A 22,925-nucleotide genomic window follows, 5' to 3' on the forward strand; every position below is an offset into this window, starting at 1 on the left:
CCCCTTCTCCTAGTATTTCAGCAAACGCGGAAGCTCGCTGATCGTCTGCCGTTTCACGAACTCGCCATAGCCCGGTTTACCGACTACACCAAGCTCGTCATCGTAGACCAATGTGCCTCTGACAATGGTTTTTTCCACCTTGCCCTTCAGCTTCATTCCGTGGAACGGCGTATATTTCGGTTTGCAGTGCATTTTATCTTTATCGAGCGTCCATTCCTTCTCCAGATCGACAATCGTGAAGTCGGCATCGGTACCGATTTCAAGGGCGCCTTTCTTCGGATACAGGCCATAATGGATGGCCGGATTCGTGCACAGCAGCTCCACCAGGCGGGACAGGCTGAGTCTGCCTTTGTTGTAGCCTTCACTGATCATAATCGGCACCAGCGTTTCTACACCCGGAATCCCCGGGAAGGAAGTCCAGACATCCATGCCCGGCGTATCCTTTTCCGTAGCAATCTCATAGGGGGCATGGTCGGTAGCCATGAAGTCAATCGTTCCGTCCACCAGCCCCTGCCAGAGCGCTTCATTATCTTCCGGACGGCGCAGCGGAGGTGCTATTTTGGCAAAAGTCCCGAACTCCGTCATCGCATCCACCGCATTCAGCGTCAGGTAGTGCGGACAGGACTCCGCTGTCACCTTCACCCCTTTAAGCTTCGCTTCCTTGATCAGCTGATTGCCTGCCGCCGTACTCATATGCACGATATGCAGGCGGGCTCCCGATTCCTCCGAGAAGCTGATGCCCAGCTGGATCGCCGCTTTTTCCGCCAGAATCTTGCGCGCTTCAGCCCATGCCGGGTAATCCATCCGTCCTTCCTTTTTCAGCTTCTGGGTATAGTAATCGCAGATGGCATAGTTCTCAGCGTGAATTCCGATCGGCATTCCAGTTTCGGCTACAGCATAGAAGGCTTCGAGCATCTCAGGGTCCGTCACACGCGGGTAAGATGGCACGGACGGTGTCATATATACTTTAAAAGCAACCACGCCCTCAGCAGCCTGCTCCTTCACAATATCCAGCACATCATTGCGTACATCCTCGCCGGTAATTCCGCCCCACATGGCGTAGTCGACGATTCCTTTACCTTCGAGCGCATTCAGCTTGTTATGCAGGTTCTCCACCGAACGTACAGACGGTACGCTGCAGCAAGGCATATCTACAATCATCGTTACCCCGCCCGCCGCCGCACTGCTGGTTCCGGTAACGAAGTCTTCACGGTGTGTGAACCCCGGATCATTAAAGTGGGTATGCGAATCAATAACTCCTGGCAGCACCAATTTGCCCTGTGCATCAATAATCGTATCGGCCTCCGCGTCAATATCCTTGGCGAACCCTACGATAACACCTTTGTTCACCAGAATGTCCGTCAGCACTTGTCTGTCGCCTTGCGGAATGCTCGCATTTTTAATGATCAGTTCATAACCCATGAATACACACCTCTTCTTTATAATTTGGTTGAATCCCCACTCTGGCCGGACGAGGCAAGATCAGCTCCACGCTTCTGTACACAACAAAAAACCCAGGGTACAAAAGGCACATAATAGTAAACACTGCCTCACCCGGATACCTCCGCACGGTGAAAAGCAATTCCTATCACATACCTCCTGTAGCCTGGGGCAATTTACGGTCGCCTGGTCGAAACGCTCAAACCAAATTATTGAGCTTATACAAGAGCAAGAGCTTATTTGATTAGTCCATCTGATAAGCAAGCAGTCCCGGCAGCGTCATGTTAATTAATATAACACTATATCCAGGATCGGCTTCCTTAAGTACCTTTATCATATCATCAAGAGGCTTCCCGTCAAGATTATAAACCGCTTTGTCAAGAAACGGTCAATTTATGTGTCATTTAACATCACATGAACGGTCTTTGCATTCCATTTTCCCGGATATTCCGTTCTTTCTGCTGCCCTTCTTATCTACTGTATAAGCAACTTAGGAAAACCCGGGACCCCGGTCTCCGCAAGGATTTCCAACCCAATATAAGGCCTTACTCTATTTATAATTCATCTCATTCTTATACCGGTTTCGCTACAAGCTTAAGTACTGGCTGCAGCATTTCCAATCCTTAATTGCAGCGACAATAATCATACGACCCTGCGGCTCAAGATTAGGGTCTGGCTGCTTTCGCTTCATTCTCCAGGGAGGCAAAATAAGCAATTTTGTGGTCCACCTTTTGCGCAAAGCTCTGAAAGAATTTAATCTTCTCATCAATATGCACTTTATGCTCCTGCAGCAGTCTGCGCTGATCGGGCAAAGCACTTACCCCTTCTTTCGAAAGCGCAATGAATTGCTTGATATCGGCAATCGCCATCCCTGTATCCTTGAGACAGCAGATTAACGAAATTAACTCCAGATCCTCATCGTCAAAACACCGGTTGCCGTTAACATCTCTTGCCACAACCGGCAATACGCCCTCCCGTTCGTAGTAACGCAGCGTATATTGGCTCAGTCCGCTTTTTTGTGCTATGGTTTTGATGCTGTATCCCATTATTGCAGCTCCCTTCTGTCAGCTGGTATCGGTTTCACCTCTTAAGGTAACACCATTTGGTTTCTATGAAAAGCCGCTCTATAAATCTATTGACTTACACCTAACTCTAAGGTCTAAGCTTAACACTGTACCTTCATTTAAGGAGTGAATAATTAATGGTAAAAAGAATTAACGTTGCTAATGGTGCGCTGGAGGTCGCTGAAATCTCCCTGGGCTGTATGCGGATTGCAGATCTGTCACCACAAGAGGCCGATGTACATATTCACAGCGCCCTTGAGGCTGGCATAGACTTTTTTGACCACGCTGACATTTATGCTGCCGGTAAAGCTGAGGAGGTGTTCGGCGACGTGCTGGCTGCAAGTCCGGGCATGCGTGAGCAACTGCTGATTCAGACCAAATGCGGAATCCGTAATGGCTTCTTCGACTTCTCCAAAGAGCATATTGTGAGCTCGGTAGAGAACAGCCTGAAGCGCCTGAAGACCGATTATGTCGATGTTCTGCTGCTGCACCGCCCGGACACCCTTATGGAGCCTGAAGAAGTAGCAGAAGCCTTTGATCAGCTGGAGAGCAGAGGTTTGGTGAAACACTTCGGCGTCAGCAACCAGAATCCCCTGCAGATTGAATTGCTGAAAAAGAACGTCAAGCAGCCCCTGCTGTTCAACCAGCTTCAGCTCAGCGTAATGGTCACCGGCATGATCGATTCCGGGATCAACGTCAATATGACAAATTCCGGATCAGTTGTCCATGATGGAGGCATCCTGGAGTATAGCCGCCTGCATGATATGACGATCCAGCCTTGGTCACCGTTCCAATACGGTTTCTTTGAAGGCGTATTCCTCGGCAATGAGAAGTTCCCGGAGGTGAATGAAGTCATTAACCGTCTGGCTGCGGAAAAAGGTGTAGCAGATACGGCCATCGCCATCGCCTGGCTCCTTCGCCATCCGGCTAAGATGCAGCCGGTGGTCGGTACCACCAACACAGCGCGCTTGCTTGATATCGCCAAAGCTTCCGATATAACCCTCAGCCGCCAGGAATGGTACGAGATCTACCGCGCGGCCGGGAACGTGCTTCCTTAAGTGAGTCTTAGCATCAACATATAAAACATATAAAACCCGCAACGAATTTGATGATCTAAGTTCGTTGCGGGTTTTATCCTTAATTTGAGATGGAGTATAAATATAAAAATCCCTCAGGAGTCAAACTCCTAAGGGACTAGTTTCATAAATTATACCGGCGAGAGGACTCGAACCTCCACGGTTTCCCACTCGATTTTGAGTCGAGCGCGTCTGCCATTCCGCCACGCCGGCATATACATAGAATTAGTTCTAAAAGATAATGGAGGTGCCACCCAGATTTGAACTGGGGATAAAGCTTTTGCAGAGCTTTGCCTTACCACTTGGCTATGGCACCAAAAAAATGGAGCGGACGACGGGAATCGAACCCGCGACCCTCGCCTTGGCAAGGCGATGCTCTACCGCTGAGCCACGTCCGCATATAATGGCTGGGGATATAGGAATCGAACCTATGAATGACGGAGTCAAAGTCCGTTGCCTTACCGCTTGGCTAATCCCCAACATTTGATTTAATAAAATGGGGCGACTGATGGGTCTCGAACCCACGAATGCCGGAACCACAATCCGGTGCGTTAACCCCTTCGCCACAGTCGCCATATGAAGCTTATTTAATTGCAATGCCTTATAACCCTTATAAAAGAAATGGGGCGACCGATGGGTCTCGAACCCACGAATGCCGGAACCACAATCCGGTGCGTTAACCACTTCGCCACGATCGCCATATTAAATTTTATAGGATATTACTTGGCAGGGGCAGCAGGAATTGAACCCACACCAACGGTTTTGGAGACCGTTGTTCTACCTTTAAACTATGCCCCTAAAAATGGTGGAGGCTGATGGATTCGAACCACCGAACACGTACGTGAGCAGATTTACAGTCTGATGCGTTTGGCCACTTCGCTAAGCCTCCGAGGATGGTGCCGGCGAGAGGACTTGAACCCCCAACCTACTGATTACAAGTCAGTTGCTCTACCAATTGAGCTACACCGGCATATTAAGTTGTAAAAAATATGGTGGCGCGGGAGGGAATCGAACCCCCGACACAAGGATTTTCAGTCCTTTGCTCTACCGACTGAGCTACCGAGCCGAACATTTCTTCATAAAGATGGCGGAACCGACGGGATTCGAACCCGCGATCTCCTGCGTGACAGGCAGGCATGTTAGGCCAACTACACCACGGTTCCAAATTGGTTGCGGGGGCAGGATTTGAACCTGCGGCCTTCGGGTTATGAGCCCGACGAGCTACCGGGCTGCTCCACCCCGCGTCAATGTTAAAGATCTATTCTGTTAAAGATAGATGGTGGAGGCTGAGGGGTTCGAACCCCCGACCCTCTGCTTGTAAGGCAGATGCTCTCCCAGCTGAGCTAAGCCTCCATATATGACTCGTATGGGATTCGAACCCATGTTACCTCCGTGAAAGGGAGGTGTCTTAACCCCTTGACCAACGAGCCATGCTGATTAAATATTTGTAAGGTAAAGCTACGGAGAGAGAGGGATTCGAACCCTCGAGACGCTTGTGGCGCCTACACGATTTCCAATCGTGCTCCTTCGGCCAAACTCGGACACCTCTCCAGATGGCTCCCCGAACAGGACTCGAACCTGTGACAACTCGATTAACAGTCGAGTGCTCTACCAACTGAGCTATCAGGGAATATACATATCAGGCTTGATCACCTGAAAACTGAATCCGAAACGAATCTGCATTCTTCGAAATTTGGATAAGCCCTCGACCGATTAGTATTGGTCAGCTCCATGCATTGCTGCACTTCCACCTCCAACCTATCTACCTCGTCGTCTTCAAGGGGTCTTACTAATTGGGAAATCTCATCTTGAGGGGGGCTTCACGCTTAGATGCTTTCAGCGCTTATCCCGTCCGTACGTAGCTACTCAGCCATGCTCCTGGCGGAACAACTGATGCACCAGCGGTACGTCCATCCCGGTCCTCTCGTACTAAGGACAGCTCCTCTCAAATTTCCTGCGCCCACGACAGATAGGGACCGAACTGTCTCACGACGTTCTGAACCCAGCTCGCGTACCGCTTTAATGGGCGAACAGCCCAACCCTTGGGACCTACTTCAGCCCCAGGATGCGATGAGCCGACATCGAGGTGCCAAACCTCCCCGTCGATGTGGACTCTTGGGGGAGATAAGCCTGTTATCCCCAGGGTAGCTTTTATCCGTTGAGCGATGGCCCTTCCATGCGGTACCACCGGATCACTAAGTCCGACTTTCGTCCCTGCTCGACTTGTAGGTCTCGCAGTCAAGCTCCCTTATGCCTTTGCACTCTGCGAATGATTTCCAACCATTCTGAGGGAACCTTTGAACGCCTCCGTTACTCTTTAGGAGGCGACCGCCCCAGTCAAACTGCCCGCCTGACACGGTCCCCGTACCCGGTAAGGGCACTAGGTTAGAACCTAGATACGATCAGGGTGGTATCCCAACGGCGCCTCCGCAGAAGCTTGCGCTCCTGCCTCACCGGCTCCCACCTATCCTGTACAGATCGTACCCAAATTCAATATCAAGCTGCAGTAAAGCTCCATGGGGTCTTTCCGTCTTGTCGCGGGTAACCTGCATCTTCACAGGTATTAAAATTTCACCGGATCTCTCGTTGAGACAGCGCCCAAGTCGTTACGCCATTCGTGCGGGTCAGAATTTACCTGACAAGGAATTTCGCTACCTTAGGACCGTTATAGTTACGGCCGCCGTTTACTGGGGCTTCGGTTCACAGCTTCGGGTTTAACCCCTAACCACTCCCCTTAACCTTCCAGCACCGGGCAGGCGTCAGCCCGTATACTTCGCCTTGCGGCTTCGCACAGACCTGTGTTTTTGCTAAACAGTCGCTTGGGCCTTTTCACTGCGGCCCCCTCGGGCTATTCACCCTACCGAGGCACCTCTTCTCCCGAAGTTACGAGGTCATTTTGCCGAGTTCCTTAACGAGAGTTCTTCCGCGCGCCTTAGAATTCTCTTCTCGCCTACCTGTGTCGGTTTGCGGTACGGGCACCTTCTCCTGGCTAGAGGCTTTTCTTGGCAGTGTGAGATCATGACCTTCGCTACTACAATTTTCGCTCCCCATCACAGCCCAGCCTTAGTGATGTGCGGATTTGCCTACACATCAGCCTCACTGCTTAGACGGACACATCCATCAGTCCGCGTCACTACCCTCCTGCGTCACCCCATCGCTCATAGCGGATTACGGTGGTACAGTAATTTCAAACTGTTGTCCTTCGACTACGCCTTTCGGCCTCGCCTTAGGTCCCGACTTACCCTGAGCGGACGAGCCTTCCTCAGGAAACCTTGGGCTTTCGGCGGATCAGATTCTCACTGATCTTTTCGTTACTCATACCGGCATTCTCACTTGTATGCTGTCCAGCGCTCCTTACGGTACACCTTCAACCTGCATACAACGCTCCCCTACCCCAGATGCAAAGCATCTAGCCATAGCTTCGGTGGTGTGTTTAGCCCCGTTACATTTTCGGCGCAGAGTCACTCGACCAGTGAGCTATTACGCACTCTTTCAATGGTGGCTGCTTCTAAGCCAACATCCTGGTTGTCTGTGCAACTCCACATCCTTTCCCACTTAACACACACTTGGGGACCTTAGCTGATGGTCTGGGCTGTTTCCCTTTTGACAATGGATCTTAGCACTCACTGTCTGACTCCCGGCAAGAAGTTAATGGCATTCGGAGTTTGACTGAGCTTGGTAACCCTTGCGGGCCCCGCACCCAATCAGTGCTCTACCTCCACCACTCCATTCACCGAGGCTAGCCCTAAAGCTATTTCGGGGAGAACCAGCTATCTCCGAGTTCGATTGGAATTTCTCCGCTACCCCCACCTCATCCCCGCATTTTTCAACATGCGTGGGTTCGGGCCTCCAGTGCGTGTTACCGCACCTTCACCCTGGACAGGGGTAGATCACACGGTTTCGGGTCTACGTCCACATACTCAATCGCCCTATTCAGACTCGCTTTCGCTGCGGCTCCGGCTTCTCACCTTAACCTTGCATGTTAAACGTAACTCGCCGGTTCATTCTACAAAAGGCACGCCATCACCCATAGATCGGGCTCTGACTTTTTGTAAGCACACGGTTTCAGGTTCTATTTCACTCCCCTTCCGGGGTGCTTTTCACCTTTCCCTCACGGTACTGTTTCACTATCGGTCGCCAGGTAGTATTTAGCCTTAGCAGATGGTCCTGCTGGATTCATACGGGGTTTCACGTGCCCCGCACTACTCGGGATCCGTCTCGGAGAGAACACAGTTTAGGTTACAGGGCTTTTACCTCTATCGCGGGCCTTTCCAGACCTCTTCGCCTACCATATTCCTTTGTAACTCCATGTGAGACGTCCCACAACCCCAAGGGGCAAGCCCCTTGGTTTAGGCTGTTCCGCGTTCGCTCGCCGCTACTGACGGAATCACTATTGTTTTCTCTTCCTCAGGGTACTTAGATGTTTCAGTTCCCCTGGTCTGCCTCTGCGTATCCTATGTATTCAGATACGAGTAACTGCGAATTACCACAGCTGGGTTTCCCCATTCGGACACCCCCGGATCAAAGCTTGCTTACAGCTCCCCGAGGCAGTTTCGTTGTTCGCCACGTCCTTCGTCGGCTCCTGGCGCCTAGGCATCCTCCGTGTGCTCTTATTAGCTTAACCAATGCGTTTTCCGTTAGGAAAATCGCTGTAGCAACTAATAACTATTTCAACTTGCTTACACAAGTTTCAGCTAAAAGATGTTCTAAAACGCAAATTCGTTTCGGTATCCAGTTTTCAAGGATCAAGTTTAAAGATGAGAGTTTGAGCTCTCAAAACTGACCAACGAGTGAGTAACAGGCCTAGACCTGAGTTTTGGAAGTAATACTTCCGATTTGAATGTCACCGTTGCAGGTGACGATTCTCCATAGAAAGGAGGTGATCCAGCCGCACCTTCCGATACGGCTACCTTGTTACGACTTCACCCCAATCATCTACCCCACCTTCGGCGGCTGGCTCCCTTGCGGGTTACCCCACCGACTTCGGGTGTTGTAAACTCTCGTGGTGTGACGGGCGGTGTGTACAAGACCCGGGAACGTATTCACCGCGGCATGCTGATCCGCGATTACTAGCAATTCCGACTTCATGCAGGCGAGTTGCAGCCTGCAATCCGAACTGAGACCGGCTTTGCTGGGATTGGCTCCACCTCGCGGTTTCGCTTCCCGTTGTACCGGCCATTGTAGTACGTGTGTAGCCCAGGTCATAAGGGGCATGATGATTTGACGTCATCCCCACCTTCCTCCGGTTTGTCACCGGCAGTCACTCTAGAGTGCCCAGCCTTACCTGCTGGCAACTAAAGTCAAGGGTTGCGCTCGTTGCGGGACTTAACCCAACATCTCACGACACGAGCTGACGACAACCATGCACCACCTGTCTCCGATGCTCCGAAGAGGGGCACTATCTCTAATGCTTTCATCGGGATGTCAAGACCTGGTAAGGTTCTTCGCGTTGCTTCGAATTAAACCACATACTCCACTGCTTGTGCGGGTCCCCGTCAATTCCTTTGAGTTTCAGTCTTGCGACCGTACTCCCCAGGCGGAGTGCTTACTGTGTTAACTTCGGCACCAAGGGTATCGAAACCCCTAACACCTAGCACTCATCGTTTACGGCGTGGACTACCAGGGTATCTAATCCTGTTTGCTCCCCACGCTTTCGCGCCTCAGCGTCAGTTACAGCCCAGAAAGTCGCCTTCGCCACTGGTGTTCCTCCACATATCTACGCATTTCACCGCTACACGTGGAATTCCACTTTCCTCTTCTGTACTCAAGTCACCCAGTTTCCAGTGCGACCCCAGGTTGAGCCCAAGGTTTAAACACCAGACTTAAATGACCGCCTGCGCGCGCTTTACGCCCAATAATTCCGGACAACGCTTGCCCCCTACGTATTACCGCGGCTGCTGGCACGTAGTTAGCCGGGGCTTTCTTCTCAGGTACCGTCACTCCGGTAGCAGTTACTCTACCGGACGTTCTTCCCTGGCAACAGAGCTTTACGATCCGAAAACCTTCATCACTCACGCGGCATTGCTCCGTCAGGCTTTCGCCCATTGCGGAAGATTCCCTACTGCTGCCTCCCGTAGGAGTCTGGGCCGTGTCTCAGTCCCAGTGTGGCCGTTCACCCTCTCAGGTCGGCTACGCATCGTCGCCTTGGTGGGCCGTTACCCCACCAACTAGCTAATGCGCCGCAGGCCCATCCCCAAGTGGCAGATTGCTCCGCCTTTCATTCTCTCTTCAGGAGAGGAAAGAAATTATCCGGTATTAGCTACCGTTTCCGGTAGTTATCCCAGTCTTGAGGGCAGGTTGCCTACGTGTTACTCACCCGTCCGCCGCTAAGCATGAATGGAAGCAAGCTTCCATTCAAACTCCGCTCGACTTGCATGTATTAGGCATGCCGCCAGCGTTCGTCCTGAGCCAGGATCAAACTCTCCAAATTGTATTTAGAAAGAGCGATTGCTCATTTTGAAACATCTGACGAGAATTTTCATTCTCTATTTTGGAAGTCACTTTCGTGATTTCCTACTCACTCGTTGTTCAGTTTTCAAAGATCAATGTCTCATCGTTTGTCGCCGTTGTTTGTTTCAGCAGCGACCTTTATAATATATCACAGCGCCCTCGTTTTAGTCAACCTTTTTTTTGATTTCTTTTTTCGGCTGATTTACGACTGCTTTGCAGCGCATCGTTATGTCAGAGGGACGAGTTATAATTTATCACATAAGTTGCGTCCTAGTCAACCCTAAATATTCCCCTCATTTTCTGCGCTCATGCAGCAAGGAACAAATAAAAAAAGAGAGTACACTACCTCTCTCCATCCTCCTGCTTACTTTTTCTATTATAGGTCTATTCATGTCCGTGGACAGCCACATAACTAAAGGGTATACCGAATTGCATGCCCGTCCCCGGCCTCAACAGCCCAAGAAGTAATTTCTCTAATTAATGAACGCGATACAAGCTTGCGCAGAACAAGCGGCAGCTCTGCCTGGAGCTGGCTCAGTCCTGAATGCTGCAGAAGTTCTTTAATACTCCAAGCCTCCTTGCGGCTGCTCAGGATATGGAGAAGCATGGCGCAACAATCCGCCATTTTTGACATTAACGCAAACTCGCAGGCCAGCAAAATCAGTTCGACTCTCTGCTCCAGCGTTTCTGTACTTACTGTCAGTTCTTCATATAACTTATGAACCGGAGAATTCAAATTCTTGACCTGTCCCCACACTGCGGGCTCCGGAAAATATCCGGCCTCGCTCACTTCAATACGTGCCCAATGATACAGAGCGATAAGCACGCAGTTATAAGCATCCATAGTACAGCCTGCTTCAAGGTAACGTTTCGACTTCACGTACATATGTAGAAAACGGGAGAATTCCATAAACAATACCCGCTCTTTCAGCGGACCTTGAAACTGAATGAGTTCCTTCCGCATCTCCGCCAATATCCCCTTAGGGTCCCAGATCACCTCACCGGACATTAAACTGGTAAGGAGTTCATTATTGTCCCCTGCCATCACAGCGCGTTCCAATGCAGATAGACCCACATGCACGGATTGCGTCCGCCTGTCCCCGGCAATGGTGTGGGTTATAATCCGCTCTGTCTCCTGTTCCTCATGCAGCATGAGCACCATCATATCAAAGTCGTGCAGCAGCGCGCTCTGAAACGTGTCATTGCCTCTTTGCCGCAAAGCAACGGCTCCAAGAACATTCTCATCAAATGTCTCCCCACCTAATAGGGTCAAATTGGACAGTTCCATACTTCCCTCCATCAAATTTGGCGATTTTGCATCCAGTCAGTTATAATTCTCTTTACATAAATGATATTCTACATATTCATGTCAGTTCCTCCTGGACAACCGAACTATATTTCAGTTAGGAGATAATACTCATGAAATTTAAATCGGCCAAAATCAACGCTTTTCGCACCTGGGGACTGCTTCTTACGATGCTGGGTATGGGTCTTATGATTATGGGAACCGCAGGCATTGTATTCTGGGGGTCTGCAGGCAAGGTTGTCGCTGCTATCGGTCTCGTCATTGGTCTAATCTCCATGATGGCCAGTCTGGCCATCTACTTCTGGGCGGGCATGCTCTCAACCAGTGCTGTCCAGGTGGAATGTCCCGAATGCCATAAGCAGACCAAAATGCTTGGCAAAACGGACCGCTGTATGTTCTGTCACACCATCCTTACGATGGACCCTGCACAAGCCACAATTACCGCTGAAGAACTCGAAGTCCAGCAATTGAAGCAATAATCGAATTCATATGAATCTTTACAGAAATAATCTTCTGCCGGATACAAACAAAACGGGTGTCGTCCTCTACTGGACGACACCCGTTTTATAATCAATCCACCTAAGCATTATTCAACAATTGCCTTGAGTGCTTCCCACGCTTCCGGATTGGCAAAGCTCCGATTCCATGAGGCTACACCGCCAAGGCCGAAGGACTGCGCCAGATTGACTCTGGCTGCCAGCGAAACTTTATCCTCGATCCATATTTTGCGCAAAACATCCTCTTCTTTGTATTCCACATAATTCTGCCCTGCTTCCTTATCAAGAACCGGTGTCAGCTTCTTCTCGGCAAGTATCTCCTGGACCGCATTCATACTGACGGCCTTGGAACTTACTTTGGTTTCACCTTTCTCGGTCTTCTCGGTCCAGATACGAGTGTACAATGGTATCCCCAGAATCAGCTTCTCGGCAGGGACTGCATCCTCTTCAATAATACGGCTTATAGAATTCTTCACCCACGGCAGGGAAGCTACAGAACCGGCAACCGGACTAGCCGCCCAATGCTCATCGTAAGCCATCACAATCAGGAAATCCGACACGGCTCCAAGCGCCCGGCGATCCAGGAACAAGGACCACATTTCACTGTTTGATTTCGGAGTTACATCAATAGAGACAATCAGATTCCGGCTCTGAGCCATGGGCTTCAGTTCCCGCATGAATTGGGTTACATTAGGTCCGTCCTTGGTATATACATTCTCAAAGTCGATATTAATACCGTCCAGGTTGTACAGATCCGCATACTTCAGCATCTGCACAATTGTATTCATCCGCCTATCATACGTGGATAGTACCTCCGTAGTCAGGTCCGCCTCAAAGCTGTTGCTGAGCAGTCCCCATACCTCCATGCCCTGGGTATGAGCCCACTCCACATAGGCGCTGTCAGCCTGGCTGCGAACATTACCATTAACATCGATAATGCTGAACCATGTTGGACTAACCACATTAATTCCTGGCAAATCAGCGAATTTCGCAGGATTCGGCTTGCGTTCGTAGACTGCCTCCCAGAACATATTAACGGGCTTTCCTTTCCAGCTGCGTTCGGCACGGGTAGGAGCCACAGGCTGCTGCACTACTGTTCTATTCCCGTCTGCTAGAATATCATCCGCCTTGACGAACCCTGTATATCCGCTTTCCAGCTGCACATACAGCCAGCCTTTGATGTCTGAATTCCAGATTCTCACTGTGGCTCCCGGCGGCATATCAGCAAGGATTGGCGCATGTACGGAGGCTCCGCTGCGTAGCGCTTTGGTCCGTCCGCCTTCCTTACCCTTCACCTTGCCTAACGGCACCGTTTCGCCGGCAGTCATTAACAGAACGGCACCTGTACTGCTATCCTCGTCTACCTCAAAGCCATATAGGTCCTCCAGTGTATCTGCCGGAAGATATGTCACCCCATCCTTCTCTTCAGGCGCAAGACGAAGCTGCAGGGGCTCATTGTTCAAACTTGCTGCTGTTGAATCTTCCTGCATATATAAAAGACTGCTGTCTGTCGACAGAATCACAGACTTGCTCTTTTCCTCGTAACGGATAGATGAATCTACGTATTCCTGTAATAGCGGCAGTGGTAATAGCAGGCTGTCCCCTGTCCCTGAGGCTGAGTATCCGGTAAGCTCTCCCTTAACAAAAACAGGCTTCTCCAGCCCCTTCCAATCCGGATCCAGATGCTGACGGTTCGGTAATACATAATAAACAACCCAAAAGGCTGCGGCAGCTATAATGACAAGTCCCAATAAGCGGCGAAAAAGACTTCCACGCTTTTTGACGCGTCTTTGTCTCTGTCTTCTGTCCAAAATATATCCTCCAAACAGTATGATAAATTTATAATCAGATAGCACTTCTGTTAAGTATACGACATCGCGGCCCTATTGGTTGCGCCAAACTGCTGGAAGCTTTGTATTTTTGTAACAGCTCCATAGAAAAAAGCGTGTAGAATCCGCATTCGGATTCTACACGCCTGCAATTCCATATCTTAGTGCTGCTTCTCGTTGCAGCATTTGCAAACACCATACAGTTCCATACGTAATCCATGAATCTTAAAGCCTGTGGCCAATTCGGCACGCTCCTCTACCTCATGGAGAGAAGAATAGCTGAAATCCTCAATCTTACCGCATTCCTGGCAGATGACATGATAATGATCAGACACATTGGCATCGAAACGGCTGGAATTATCACCGTAGGTCAGCTCGCGGACCATACCCGCTTCTATAAACATCTTAAGATTGTTATACACCGTTGCCACACTCATACTGGGAAACTGAGGCTCAAGCGCTCGGTAAATATCGTCTGCCGTAGGATGATTCATCGCTTCCATCAGGTACGTAAGAATCGCATGACGCTGAGGCGTAATACGGACACCGGTTGTCTTCAGTTGCTCCAATGCATGCTGTACGCCACTACCCATCCATGCCACCGCCTTTAATTATACAACTTAATAATAACTCTAATGTAATTGTAAGACCGGGCTTTCAATGTTGTCAACGAAGTCCTTACATTATATTTATTATTATATAATAAAAATTACTTAATTCAATATTTGCTCACATTTAGATTGCTGTTTCCATCCACACGAAGCTTGAACTCACCCGTTCCGATCTGGCCGGAGAGGTTTTTTTTGTCGATTACAAGTCCCGGCAGGTCCGTTACAATATCCCCGTACCCGCTTGAGCCCTCCACCGTATAATTACCCGTAAGCGGCAAGTAGAGATCGATATCTCCGACAGCACTGTAGATATCCCAGTCTCCGCCGAAGTCGTTCGAACGAATGTTGATTCTGCCATTCAAAGATTCGGCATGCAGCTTCGTTCTGGCTCCGGCTACCTCCACATTGCCGTTCTTCGTGGACAGATCCAGTGCATCTCCGCTATCCGTTGCCGATATATTACCGACTGCCGATGACAGCTTCAGAGCCCCGCTAACCTCCCAGGCCCCCATATCTCCACCGCTTGTAGTCAGTTCAACACTCCCCTGTACGTTTCTGGCGCGTACTGCGCCATTGAGGGTTTTACCTTTTACATTGCCGTAAATACGGTGCAGGATCAGCTCCCCGTTCCCTGTCTCCAGAGAAATATCTGAAATAGCCTCCACGTTCTGCAGAGTAATACCGCCGTTCATCGTGCGTACCCCCAGATCAAACCGTCGGTCCTCGGGCAGGGAAATGTCCAGATCTATCCGCGGCTGGCGTTTGCCGGATTCACCGTACGCCTTCCCCTGGGGAGTGATCTTGATCGTCGTGTCTTCTGTCACATCGACAAAAGACTGATCCGCTATGGATTCGGCAAGCACCCCGTCCAGCTGATCCACCCAGACTGTAGCTGTAATCTCAATATCCTCCACAGCAGCCCGGTGGATCAGAATATCCCCGTTAATCGCATCAATATTGATTCCGGACGTATTCAGTTCAACTGGAACAATAAGCGGAGCCTTCTCATAACGGCTTCCTTCAGCTTCTCCATAATCAACTGCCGCTACAGTCAAATTAAGACTGACCCGGTTCCAAAGATGCAGATAATGCTCCTGCTCCGTTACGATAAATACGCATGCCGAGAGCAGGATGGCCGAGAACAGTCCGCGCAGGTCCATACGGGCTCTGGCAGTAGTGACGTTCTGTCTGCGGCGGCGGGAAAAGAAGTGGATCAGCAGATACTCCACTCCCCATAATACCGGAATAACAGGCCACCATTTCAGCAGCAGCATCATATAATCAGTTCCGTCACGCCAATCCATGAGCAACAGAACTCCGACACTAATCAGCACTGCGGAGGCAGTATATCTGCCCACACGCCGGCTCCGCCGTTCCTTGCTCAGACGTGCGCCCGAGTCCTTAGCAATCTCCCGTACACCCAGAAGCAGGCCCAGAATCATCAGCAGAACCGCTACGGTTGCACCTGCGGAGTTCTCAATGAACACTTGAAGCCAGGGCGGCTTCTGGCGGAAAAGGAAGAGCAGCGCCCCGCCAATGAGCAGCAGCAGACCAAAGGAAACTCCCGGCTCGCTGATTCTCACCCGGCGCCCTGTATTCTTTGCAGAATCCTTCATATCCGATAGTTCAGGGTCATGCTCTTCAGGGAACCGCAATATCCGGTCTGCAGACTGGAGCACATCGAACACATTATAGAAGTACAATGCCGGGATCAGGAGCGCCAGCAAAATTAGCAGCGGTACATTGATCTGCATTCCGATGGATGAGAAATACAGCAGCGCCACAATATCCAGCAGAATAAGAAAGATAAACGAAATTCCTTTACGGAGCAGCCCGAGATACAGATGTCCCGTGCCGGGAATAACTGCAGCCAGCAGGCCGGCTATAAATTTGCGTTTGCGGGGACGCCGCTTTTGGCGGGGAGGGATATAAGGGGCATTAGGTGCTCCGCCAGCTTCAGCTTCCTGCAAATCAGCTTCCTTCTCTTCATCCTGCACGGGATTATTCTCATGATCATGTTGACCTGAATTCATCTCGGCACTCCTCCTTTCAGAACGTTTGCTTCGCTTGTCATTCAATCTTGCCGCTCCGGTGAAATTCTACCAGCTCCACACCCGGAGCTACCTCTTCAACACCTGCAGGAATAAACCCGTGTTTGGTGTAGAGCGTTACTGCCGGAACATTCAGCTTCCCCGTAGATACGATAAACTGTTCCATTTCCGCATAACGGGCAAAGATAAATTCTAACATTCTGCCCGCCACCCCTTGGCGAAAATGATCCGGACTTACCATCATGCGTGTAACGGTCAGCTTACCGGGAGCCTCCTCCATTACTGCAACAGCCCCCATGAGCTCCTCATTGTCGTCGAGACAGCCGTAGAAGTCCTCTTTAACCCGGCTCAGCATGTCTCTGGTCTCCAGCAGCGGCGGAATATCACGGAACCCTATGATCTCCGCTTCCAGGCGGTACGCCTTATGCTGAAGACTCCAGAGCTCATCCAGCGTTATCTCATCCTGCAGATCCAGCTTCACAATTGTATCCATCCGTACTAGTCCCCTTATATACTGCAGAGGGCCTGCCGTTGCCGACAAGCCCTGTGCTCATGATTCTATGACTTATTACCCAATCTATTAGCCAAAAGCAGCCCCTAGCTGTTCAATACGTCAGCGAGCAGTGTGTTAACCAGACCCGGGTTTGCTTTTCCTTTGCTTTCTTTCATAACTTGTCCTACGAGGAAGCCGATCGCTTGTTTCTTGCCGGCCTTGTAATCTTCGACAGATTGCGGATTGGCAGCGACCACATCCTGGACAATTTTTTTGATTGCCCCTTCATCACTGATCTGGACCAGCCCCTTCTCTTCAACGATAACTGCCGGCAGCTTACCGCTCTCCAGCATTTCTTTGAAGACGGTCTTGGCAATTTTGCTGCTGATGGTTCCGCCTGTGATCAGGCCGATCATCTCACCCAGCCCCTGCGGCGTAATCTTCACCTGGGATAATTCCAGATTATTGCTGTTCAAATATCCCAGCAGGTCTCCCATCATCCAGTTGGCGACAGCCTTGGCATCCTGTGTGTAGGCCAGACTGCCCTCGAAGAAGTCAGCGAGCAGCTTGGATGAGGTAAGCACTCCGGCATCATAGGCAGTCAGGCCAAATTCTTCACTGTAACGGGCCTGCCGGGCATCCGGAAGCTCCGGAATGGTCGCGCGGATATCTTCCTTCCATGCATCGCTAATATGCAGCACGATAAGATCCGGGTCCGGGAAATAACGGTAGTCATGCGCCTCTTCCTTACCGCGCATAGACAAGGTTTTGCCTCCAGCTTCATCCCAGCGGCGGGTCTCCTGGACAACGATCCCCCCGTCGTCCAGAATCTCGCCTTGACGGAACTGCTCATACTCCAAACCACGGAGTACGCCGCGGAAGGAGTTCATGTTCTTCAGCTCTGCCCGGATGCCGAATTCCTCCTGGCCTTCCGGCCGCAGGCTGATATTGGCATCACAGCGCATCGATCCCTCTTCCATCTTCACATCGGATACATCGCAATACTGCATAATGGCGCGGATCTTCTCCAGATAGGCGCGCGCCTCTTCCGGTGAACGCAGATCGGGCTCAGAGACAATCTCAATAAGCGGAGTCCCCACCCGGTTGAAGTCAACCAGTGAAGCAAAGCCGCCGTCCACATGAGTCAGCTTGCCCGCATCTTCCTCCAGATGAAGACGGGTGATGCCGATCCGTTTGGTCTCTCCGTTCACTTCAATATCAATCCAGCCGTTCAGGCCGATAGGCTGGTCATATTGCGAAATCTGGTACGCTTTTGGCGAATCGGGGTAAAAATAGTTTTTGCGGTCGAATTTGCTGACATCGCCAATCGTACAGTTAAGCGCCATCGCCGCTTTCATCGCGTACTCTACGGCCTGACGGTTAAGAACCGGCAATACGCCGGGGTGGCCGAGACAGACCGGACAGGTATGTGTATTGGGCGGAGCGCCGAATTCTGTGGAGCAGCCGCAGAAGATTTTGGACTTGGTATGAAGCTCCACATGAACTTCAAGCCCGATGACCGTTTCATATTTAGACATAGATAATCTCATCCCTTAAAAGTTTTGTGGGCATATACTCAAACTGGTAGCTACATTTGCGGACGGGCCTTGTGATGCTCTGTATGTTGTTCAAAGGCATGCGCAACGCGCAGTACCGTACTCTCGTCAAACTCCTTGCCGATAATCTGCAAGCCGACAGGCAGGCCTTCAGCGAAGCCGCAAGGAATGCTGATAGCAGGAATACCAGCCAGACTGACAGGTATGGTCAGGATATCATTCAGGTACATGGTCAGCGGATCTTCGGTCTGCGAGCCCAGCTTAAAGGCTGTGGTTGGCGCAGTCGGGCCGATTACGACATCATATTTCTTGAACACTTCATCAAAATCCTGCTTAATCAAGGTGCGTACCTTCTGCGCCTTCAAATAGTAAGCATCATAATATCCGGAGCTGAGCGCATAGGTGCCGAGCATAATCCGGCGTTTGACTTCAGGACCGAAGCCTTGGCTGCGGGAGTTATGGTACAGATCCAGCAAACCGCCGCCATTGTCTACACGAACCCCATAGCGGACGCCGTCAAAACGGGCCAGGTTGGAGGAAGCCTCCGAAGAGGAGAGCAGATAATAAGCGGCTACGGCATATTCAGTATGCGGAAGAGAAACTTCTTCCCACACGGCGCCAAGACCTTCAAGAACTTTAAGCGCTGACAGCACAGATTCGCGGACCGATGCATCTACGCCTTCGCCGATGTATTCCTTCGGCACTGCAATACGCAAACCGGAGATATCGCCGGTCAGCGAGCTCAGGTAATCCGGAATGCTGACCTTGGCCGAGGTGGAATCCTGGGCGTCATAGCCTGCAATCGCCTGCAGTACATACGCGGAATCCTCAACGGTCCGGGTAATCGGGCCAATCTGATCCAGTGAGGAAGCAAATGCCACCAGACCGTAACGCGACACTAACCCGTACGTTGGCTTAAGGCCGACCACTCCGCAATAGGAAGCCGGCTGGCGGATCGAGCCGCCGGTGTCGGAGCCGAGGGTGAAGAACACTTCTCCGGCCGCAACCGCCGCTGCCGAACCACCGCTCGACCCGCCGGGAACACGTTCCAGATCCCACGGATTGCGCACCGCCCCGAAGCTGGAATTCTCATTGGACCCGCCCATGGCGAACTCGTCCATGTTCAGCTTGCCCATGGTTACGGCATCGGCCTGGCGCAGCTTGGAGACTACGGTCGCATCATAAATCGGCTGGAAGTTATTAAGGAACTGGCTGGCACAGGTGGTGCGCAGACCTTTGGTGACAATATTATCCTTGATTCCGGCAGGAAGTCCGAACAGCAGACCGCGCGCGGCTCCGGAAGCCAGCTTGTCGTCTAGTGCTCGTGCTTGATCACGGGCACCCTCTTCATTCAGTGTCAAAAAAGCATGAACCTTACTGTCATGCTCCGCAATGGCAGAAAGCGACGCTTCCGTCAGCTCACTGACCGAGACCTCTTTACTGTGCAGCATGTTATGTACTTCAGGTAATCGATATTGAAACAGGCTCAACTTGCTTCCTCCTCTCAGGCTTTAGTTATTCCAGAACAGCGGGAACCTTAAAATGTCCGTCTTCATCTTCCGGTGCGTTAAGCAGCGCTGCCTCCTGGGACAGGCTCTCCTTGACTACATCGTCACGCATCACATTACTGACCTGCAGCACATGAGTGGTCGGCTCTACATTTTCAGTATCCAGCTCATTCAATTTCTCGGCATATTGTAAAATAGCATTCATTTGTTCGGTGAAGGTAGCCTCTTCTTCCGGGCTTAATTGCAGTCGGGCCAGCTTGGCCACATGCTGCACATCTTTGACGGTGATGCTCATAATGAATATCCCTCCTGTTTAAAGGGCTAAAGCGCCCGGATAACGTTTTTAATTATATTGTAGACGGCCTTACAATTCAATGCGCTTGTCGATGGAGGGAGATATATGCAGCAAAAGACCCGCACCTGCTGATTGTGGCAGGAAGCGGGTCTTGACTGATTAAGCTTAATCCGGCTAATGATTCAACCTGTAATACAGGTCATTCCAGCGCAGCTCATTTTCAAGTGAAATCAAGGTGCTGGAGGCGTCGATGACAAGACACTCGATTCCTGCCATGCGCGCCCAATCCCGGAGCTGTTCACTCGTTGTGTGGAAGGAAAAGGCGAAGTGATGTGCACCCCCGGCCAGAATCCAGGCTTCCGATGCACGGGTCAAGGACGGCTGCGGCTGCCAGAGGAGGCGCGCTACCGGCAGATGAGGCATTCTATGTTCATTCTGTACGGCATTCACTTCATTGACGATCAGGCGGAACCGGTCGCCCATATCCACCAGGGTAGCATTGATTCCTGTGCCGCTTGCGCCGCCAAATATTAGACGCGCCGGAGCTTCCTTCCCGCCGACAAACAAGGGATGCACTTCAATCCTTGGTTTGTCGGCAGCCAGGGACGGGCAGATCTCCAGCATATGGGAACCCAGCACCATTTCATTGCCCTTTTGCAGATGATACGTATAATCCTCCATGAAAGAGGTGCCTTGATTCCCGGCCATAATCTTCATCATCCGTACCAGCGCGGCCGTCTTCCAGTCGCCTTCACCGCCGAAGCCGTAGCCTGCCGCCATCAGCCGCTGAGCCGCCAGCCCCGGCAATTGCTTCAGTCCATGCAGGTCCTGGAAGCTGGTCACGAACGCTGTATATCCGCCCTCCTCCAAAAATTCGCTCAGCGCAATCTCCATCCGCGCCTGTTCACGAATGGCTTCCCGTTCAGCGCCATCGGCACGTCCCTGATCCGTAAAATCGTACAATTCGGCGTATTCATCCATCAGCGTACGAAGCTTGGCATCACTTACACTCCGAACCCGTTCAGCCAGATCGCCGGCCGGATAACCGTTGACCGTCCACCCCAGCTTGATTTGCGCCTCCACCTTATCGCCTTCCGTCACCGCGACATCACGCATATTGTCGCCGAACCTGGCGATTCTCATCGTCTGGCTCCCGGTATAACCCGCCGCCGTCTTCATCCACCCTCCGATTCTTGCACGCACCTCTTCATCCTTCCAGTGGCCTGCAATAATCTTTCGGGCCATGCGCAGGCGGGCGCCGATGAATCCGAACTCACGGTCGCCATGCGCCGCCTGGTTCAAGTTCATAAACTCCATATCAATACTGTCCCAGGGAATCTCGATATTGTATTGGGTATGGAGATGCAGCAGCGGCTTGCGCAGCTGGGTCAGCCCCGAGATCCACATTTTGGCCGGAGAGAAGGTGTGCATCCATGTGATCACCCCCGCGCAGGTCCCGCTGGAATTGGCTTCAAGGCAAACTCGCAGAATCGCTTCCGGAGCCGTAACCGTTTCGCGGAATTGGATCGGATACGGAAGGCCCCCTTCGCGGTTTAACTCCTCCACCATTTTCCTGGAATTCTCCTCCACTTGCTCGAGTACATCCTCTCCGTACAAACCTTGGCTCCCTGTGACAAACCAGAATACATAAGGCTTAGCCTGCAGCATATCAAATTCCTCCGTTTGTTCAACTCGTTTTGAATTTCAATTCAATTTCGTAATGAACGGCCTCTCCAGGCTCAAGCAGCTTCGAAGAATGCGCTCCGCGCTCTTCCGCTCTCCCCCGGGTCCAGCAATTGGACGGCTCGAGTCCCAGCACATGTTCGCCTGCTCCGGGCATTCTCCACTGCACCAGTCTGGGCAGCGTCCGCTGATCCCACTTCAGCTCTGCCGTCAGGCCTCCCGCAGAAGAGGATAAGCCGGGTACAGGAAAAGAAGGGCTGCTGATTTGAGCGCAGATGTATGTTTGCCGCTCCAATGGCTCATGGTAGTACACTTGTTCCTTGAAACGTTGATCCGGCGCCTGCCATTCATGTATCCCTGATATCTCCATATCATCATCACGCGGAGCACAGCTGCTCTCCGGCAAGATGATCCGGGTATCCTCTGCAAGCAGCGGAAAGCCAAAGTTGAAATGATACAGCATCAGATGCGGGGCCGGGGTAAAGCCTGCATTCTCCACGCTATCGCAAAGCTGCAAACTGTTCTCTCCAAGCCTGCTTGTAATCGTGCGGGTCAAACGCAGCTTATGTCCAAAAATGGACGTCTCCTCTACGACTCCCCGCAGGCGCATCTCATATTCATTGCCTTGCCATTCCGCCTGATATGAAGCCTGGCGTGCGGGTGTATGATGGATCTGCCCATGCAATCCATAAGCTCCGTATTCGTCCCGGCCGGCCGCACCCGCCTGTGACAAGCCGCAAGTCATCAGCAAACCGCCGGAAGCCGTCTGCAGCCAATGATTCCCTTCTTCCCTGAAATAAGCAGCATGGGGATCGCCGTTGGCGGCAGACCAGCTAACCGGAATGCCGCAAAATTCAGCCAAAGAGATATCCATTCCTTTCCCGGGATGCACCCAATAGGAGAGGCCTGAGCCCGTCCGCACGCGGAACACTTCCTGACCGGCCTCCGGCCCCTCTCTCATTACAAAGGGCAGCACTCCCGCAAGCTGCTCTATTCGGCCAACTCTGGCCTCCAGCTCGCGCCGGGTCCATTCTCTGCCATAAAGTCTTGCCATACCGCCATTCCT

General features: G+C 51.4%; 14 protein-coding genes, 16 tRNA genes, 2 rRNA genes and 1 riboswitch. Of the genes, 2 read left to right on the top strand and 30 right to left on the bottom strand.

Annotation, left to right across the window (positions count from 1 at the left end; translation table 11 throughout):
* Positions 1 to 9 precede the first annotated feature (9 nt).
* Together allB and P40081_RS31330 are read right to left on the bottom strand one after the other, a co-directional pair.
* Positions 10 to 1,422, bottom strand: coding sequence for an allantoinase AllB (gene allB, locus P40081_RS31325; protein ID WP_042139975.1), 1,413 nt, complete (start codon positions 1,420 to 1,422; stop codon positions 10 to 12).
* A gap of 160 nt (positions 1,423 to 1,582) precedes the next feature.
* Positions 1,583 to 1,686, bottom strand: a riboswitch (purine riboswitch).
* Positions 1,687 to 2,105: 419 nt separating this feature from the next.
* A complete protein-coding gene (locus P40081_RS31330; protein ID WP_042139976.1) occupies positions 2,106 to 2,486 on the bottom strand; it encodes a MerR family transcriptional regulator in 381 nt (126 codons plus the stop codon).
* A gap of 155 nt (positions 2,487 to 2,641) precedes the next feature.
* On the opposite strand from P40081_RS31330, the gene P40081_RS31335 reads away from it, so the two are divergent.
* Entirely contained in the window at positions 2,642 to 3,562 is a 921-nt protein-coding gene (locus P40081_RS31335) for an aldo/keto reductase (protein WP_039309431.1), read from the top strand.
* Between the two features lie 152 nt (positions 3,563 to 3,714).
* On the opposite strand, the gene P40081_RS31340 is transcribed toward P40081_RS31335, so the two are convergent.
* The 19 genes from P40081_RS31340 to P40081_RS31430 form a co-directional block, all read right to left on the bottom strand.
* A tRNA-Leu gene (locus tag P40081_RS31340) sits at positions 3,715 to 3,793 on the bottom strand.
* 29 nt (positions 3,794 to 3,822) lie between these two features.
* Positions 3,823 to 3,896: transfer RNA gene (locus P40081_RS31345), tRNA-Cys, on the bottom strand.
* 7 nt (positions 3,897 to 3,903) lie between these two features.
* Positions 3,904 to 3,978, bottom strand: a tRNA-Gly gene (locus P40081_RS31350).
* A 6-nt stretch (positions 3,979 to 3,984) separates the two neighbouring features.
* Positions 3,985 to 4,059, bottom strand: a tRNA-Gln gene (locus P40081_RS31355).
* Between the two features lie 18 nt (positions 4,060 to 4,077).
* Positions 4,078 to 4,153, bottom strand: a tRNA-His gene (locus P40081_RS31360).
* 49 nt (positions 4,154 to 4,202) lie between these two features.
* Positions 4,203 to 4,278 (bottom strand) — tRNA-His (locus tag P40081_RS31365).
* A gap of 26 nt (positions 4,279 to 4,304) precedes the next feature.
* Positions 4,305 to 4,378 (bottom strand) — tRNA-Trp (locus P40081_RS31370).
* Between the two features lie 5 nt (positions 4,379 to 4,383).
* Positions 4,384 to 4,469, bottom strand: a tRNA-Tyr gene (locus P40081_RS31375).
* A gap of 5 nt (positions 4,470 to 4,474) precedes the next feature.
* Positions 4,475 to 4,550, bottom strand: a tRNA-Thr gene (locus tag P40081_RS31380).
* Positions 4,551 to 4,570: 20 nt separating this feature from the next.
* Positions 4,571 to 4,646 (bottom strand) — tRNA-Phe (locus P40081_RS31385).
* Positions 4,647 to 4,665: 19 nt separating this feature from the next.
* Positions 4,666 to 4,743, bottom strand: a tRNA-Asp gene (locus tag P40081_RS31390).
* A gap of 4 nt (positions 4,744 to 4,747) precedes the next feature.
* Positions 4,748 to 4,824 (bottom strand) — tRNA-Met (locus tag P40081_RS31395).
* 33 nt (positions 4,825 to 4,857) lie between these two features.
* Positions 4,858 to 4,933: transfer RNA gene (locus tag P40081_RS31400), tRNA-Val, on the bottom strand.
* A 5-nt stretch (positions 4,934 to 4,938) separates the two neighbouring features.
* Positions 4,939 to 5,010, bottom strand: a tRNA-Glu gene (locus P40081_RS31405).
* 31 nt (positions 5,011 to 5,041) lie between these two features.
* Positions 5,042 to 5,131: transfer RNA gene (locus P40081_RS31410), tRNA-Ser, on the bottom strand.
* Positions 5,132 to 5,134: 3 nt separating this feature from the next.
* A tRNA-Asn gene (locus tag P40081_RS31415) sits at positions 5,135 to 5,210 on the bottom strand.
* Positions 5,211 to 5,273: 63 nt separating this feature from the next.
* A 23S ribosomal RNA gene (locus P40081_RS31420) occupies positions 5,274 to 8,204 on the bottom strand.
* A 248-nt stretch (positions 8,205 to 8,452) separates the two neighbouring features.
* Positions 8,453 to 10,010 (bottom strand): 16S ribosomal RNA (locus P40081_RS31425).
* Together the 16S and 23S rRNA genes with 16 tRNA genes alongside form the textbook arrangement of a ribosomal RNA operon.
* 432 nt (positions 10,011 to 10,442) lie before the next feature.
* Positions 10,443 to 11,318, bottom strand: a complete 876-nt coding sequence (locus P40081_RS31430; protein WP_042139977.1) for a nucleotidyltransferase-like protein — start codon at positions 11,316 to 11,318, stop codon at positions 10,443 to 10,445.
* A gap of 131 nt (positions 11,319 to 11,449) precedes the next feature.
* Between P40081_RS31430 and P40081_RS31435 the strand changes: the two genes are divergently transcribed.
* Entirely contained in the window at positions 11,450 to 11,815 is a 366-nt protein-coding gene (locus tag P40081_RS31435; RefSeq protein WP_042139978.1) for a DUF2614 family zinc ribbon-containing protein, read from the top strand.
* Between the two features lie 107 nt (positions 11,816 to 11,922).
* Here the strand turns inward: P40081_RS31435 and P40081_RS31440 are convergent, their stop codons facing one another.
* The 9 genes from P40081_RS31440 to P40081_RS31480 form a co-directional block, all read right to left on the bottom strand.
* Positions 11,923 to 13,644: a glycosyl hydrolase family 18 protein gene (locus P40081_RS31440; RefSeq protein WP_042139979.1), complete on the bottom strand. Its 1,722-nt coding sequence runs from the start codon at positions 13,642 to 13,644 to the stop codon at positions 11,923 to 11,925.
* A 179-nt stretch (positions 13,645 to 13,823) separates the two neighbouring features.
* Positions 13,824 to 14,255: a Fur family transcriptional regulator gene (locus P40081_RS31445; protein WP_039310392.1), complete on the bottom strand. Its 432-nt coding sequence runs from the start codon at positions 14,253 to 14,255 to the stop codon at positions 13,824 to 13,826.
* A 125-nt stretch (positions 14,256 to 14,380) separates the two neighbouring features.
* On the bottom strand, positions 14,381 to 16,306 hold the full coding sequence (locus P40081_RS31450; protein ID WP_231575228.1) for a DUF4097 family beta strand repeat-containing protein: 1,926 nt from the start codon (positions 16,304 to 16,306) through the stop codon (positions 14,381 to 14,383).
* A 37-nt stretch (positions 16,307 to 16,343) separates the two neighbouring features.
* Complete coding sequence (locus P40081_RS31455; protein ID WP_042139980.1) at positions 16,344 to 16,817, bottom strand: GNAT family N-acetyltransferase; 474 nt, start codon at positions 16,815 to 16,817, stop codon at positions 16,344 to 16,346.
* 104 nt (positions 16,818 to 16,921) lie between these two features.
* Positions 16,922 to 18,367, bottom strand: coding sequence for an Asp-tRNA(Asn)/Glu-tRNA(Gln) amidotransferase subunit GatB (gatB, locus tag P40081_RS31460; RefSeq protein WP_042139981.1), 1,446 nt, complete (start codon positions 18,365 to 18,367; stop codon positions 16,922 to 16,924).
* A 38-nt stretch (positions 18,368 to 18,405) separates the two neighbouring features.
* Positions 18,406 to 19,863, bottom strand: a complete 1,458-nt coding sequence (gatA, locus tag P40081_RS31465) for an Asp-tRNA(Asn)/Glu-tRNA(Gln) amidotransferase subunit GatA (RefSeq protein WP_042139982.1) — start codon at positions 19,861 to 19,863, stop codon at positions 18,406 to 18,408.
* A gap of 25 nt (positions 19,864 to 19,888) precedes the next feature.
* Complete coding sequence (gatC, locus tag P40081_RS31470; RefSeq protein WP_042139983.1) at positions 19,889 to 20,176, bottom strand: Asp-tRNA(Asn)/Glu-tRNA(Gln) amidotransferase subunit GatC; 288 nt, start codon at positions 20,174 to 20,176, stop codon at positions 19,889 to 19,891.
* A gap of 174 nt (positions 20,177 to 20,350) precedes the next feature.
* Positions 20,351 to 21,844, bottom strand: a complete 1,494-nt coding sequence (gene araA / locus P40081_RS31475) for an L-arabinose isomerase (protein WP_042139984.1) — start codon at positions 21,842 to 21,844, stop codon at positions 20,351 to 20,353.
* Positions 21,845 to 21,863: 19 nt separating this feature from the next.
* On the bottom strand, positions 21,864 to 22,913 hold the full coding sequence (locus P40081_RS31480; protein ID WP_042139985.1) for a DUF4432 family protein: 1,050 nt from the start codon (positions 22,911 to 22,913) through the stop codon (positions 21,864 to 21,866).
* Positions 22,914 to 22,925 lie beyond the last annotated feature (12 nt).

Source organism: Paenibacillus sp. FSL P4-0081 (assembly GCF_000758565.1).
Classification (GTDB): Bacteria; Bacillota; Bacilli; order Paenibacillales; family Paenibacillaceae; genus Paenibacillus_AQ; species Paenibacillus_AQ phytohabitans.

Bases quoted from the DNA above. Each gene is read 5' to 3' on its own strand.
- allB (WP_042139975.1), bottom strand. From the start codon at position 1,422: ATGGGTTATGAACTGATCATTAAAAATGCGAGCATTCCGCAAGGCGAC.
- P40081_RS31330 (WP_042139976.1), bottom strand. From the start codon at position 2,486: ATGGGATACAGCATCAAAACCATAGCACAAAAAAGCGGACTGAGCCAA.
- P40081_RS31335 (WP_039309431.1), top strand. From the start codon at position 2,642: ATGGTAAAAAGAATTAACGTTGCTAATGGTGCGCTGGAGGTCGCTGAA.
- P40081_RS31430 (WP_042139977.1), bottom strand. From the start codon at position 11,318: ATGGAACTGTCCAATTTGACCCTATTAGGTGGGGAGACATTTGATGAG.
- P40081_RS31435 (WP_042139978.1), top strand. From the start codon at position 11,450: ATGAAATTTAAATCGGCCAAAATCAACGCTTTTCGCACCTGGGGACTG.
- P40081_RS31445 (WP_039310392.1), bottom strand. From the start codon at position 14,255: ATGGGTAGTGGCGTACAGCATGCATTGGAGCAACTGAAGACAACCGGT.
- P40081_RS31450 (WP_231575228.1), bottom strand. From the start codon at position 16,306: ATGAATTCAGGTCAACATGATCATGAGAATAATCCCGTGCAGGATGAA.
- P40081_RS31455 (WP_042139980.1), bottom strand. From the start codon at position 16,817: ATGGATACAATTGTGAAGCTGGATCTGCAGGATGAGATAACGCTGGAT.
- gatB (WP_042139981.1), bottom strand. From the start codon at position 18,367: ATGAGATTATCTATGTCTAAATATGAAACGGTCATCGGGCTTGAAGTT.
- gatC (WP_042139983.1), bottom strand. From the start codon at position 20,176: ATGAGCATCACCGTCAAAGATGTGCAGCATGTGGCCAAGCTGGCCCGA.
- araA (WP_042139984.1), bottom strand. From the start codon at position 21,844: ATGCTGCAGGCTAAGCCTTATGTATTCTGGTTTGTCACAGGGAGCCAA.
- P40081_RS31480 (WP_042139985.1), bottom strand. From the start codon at position 22,913: ATGGCAAGACTTTATGGCAGAGAATGGACCCGGCGCGAGCTGGAGGCC.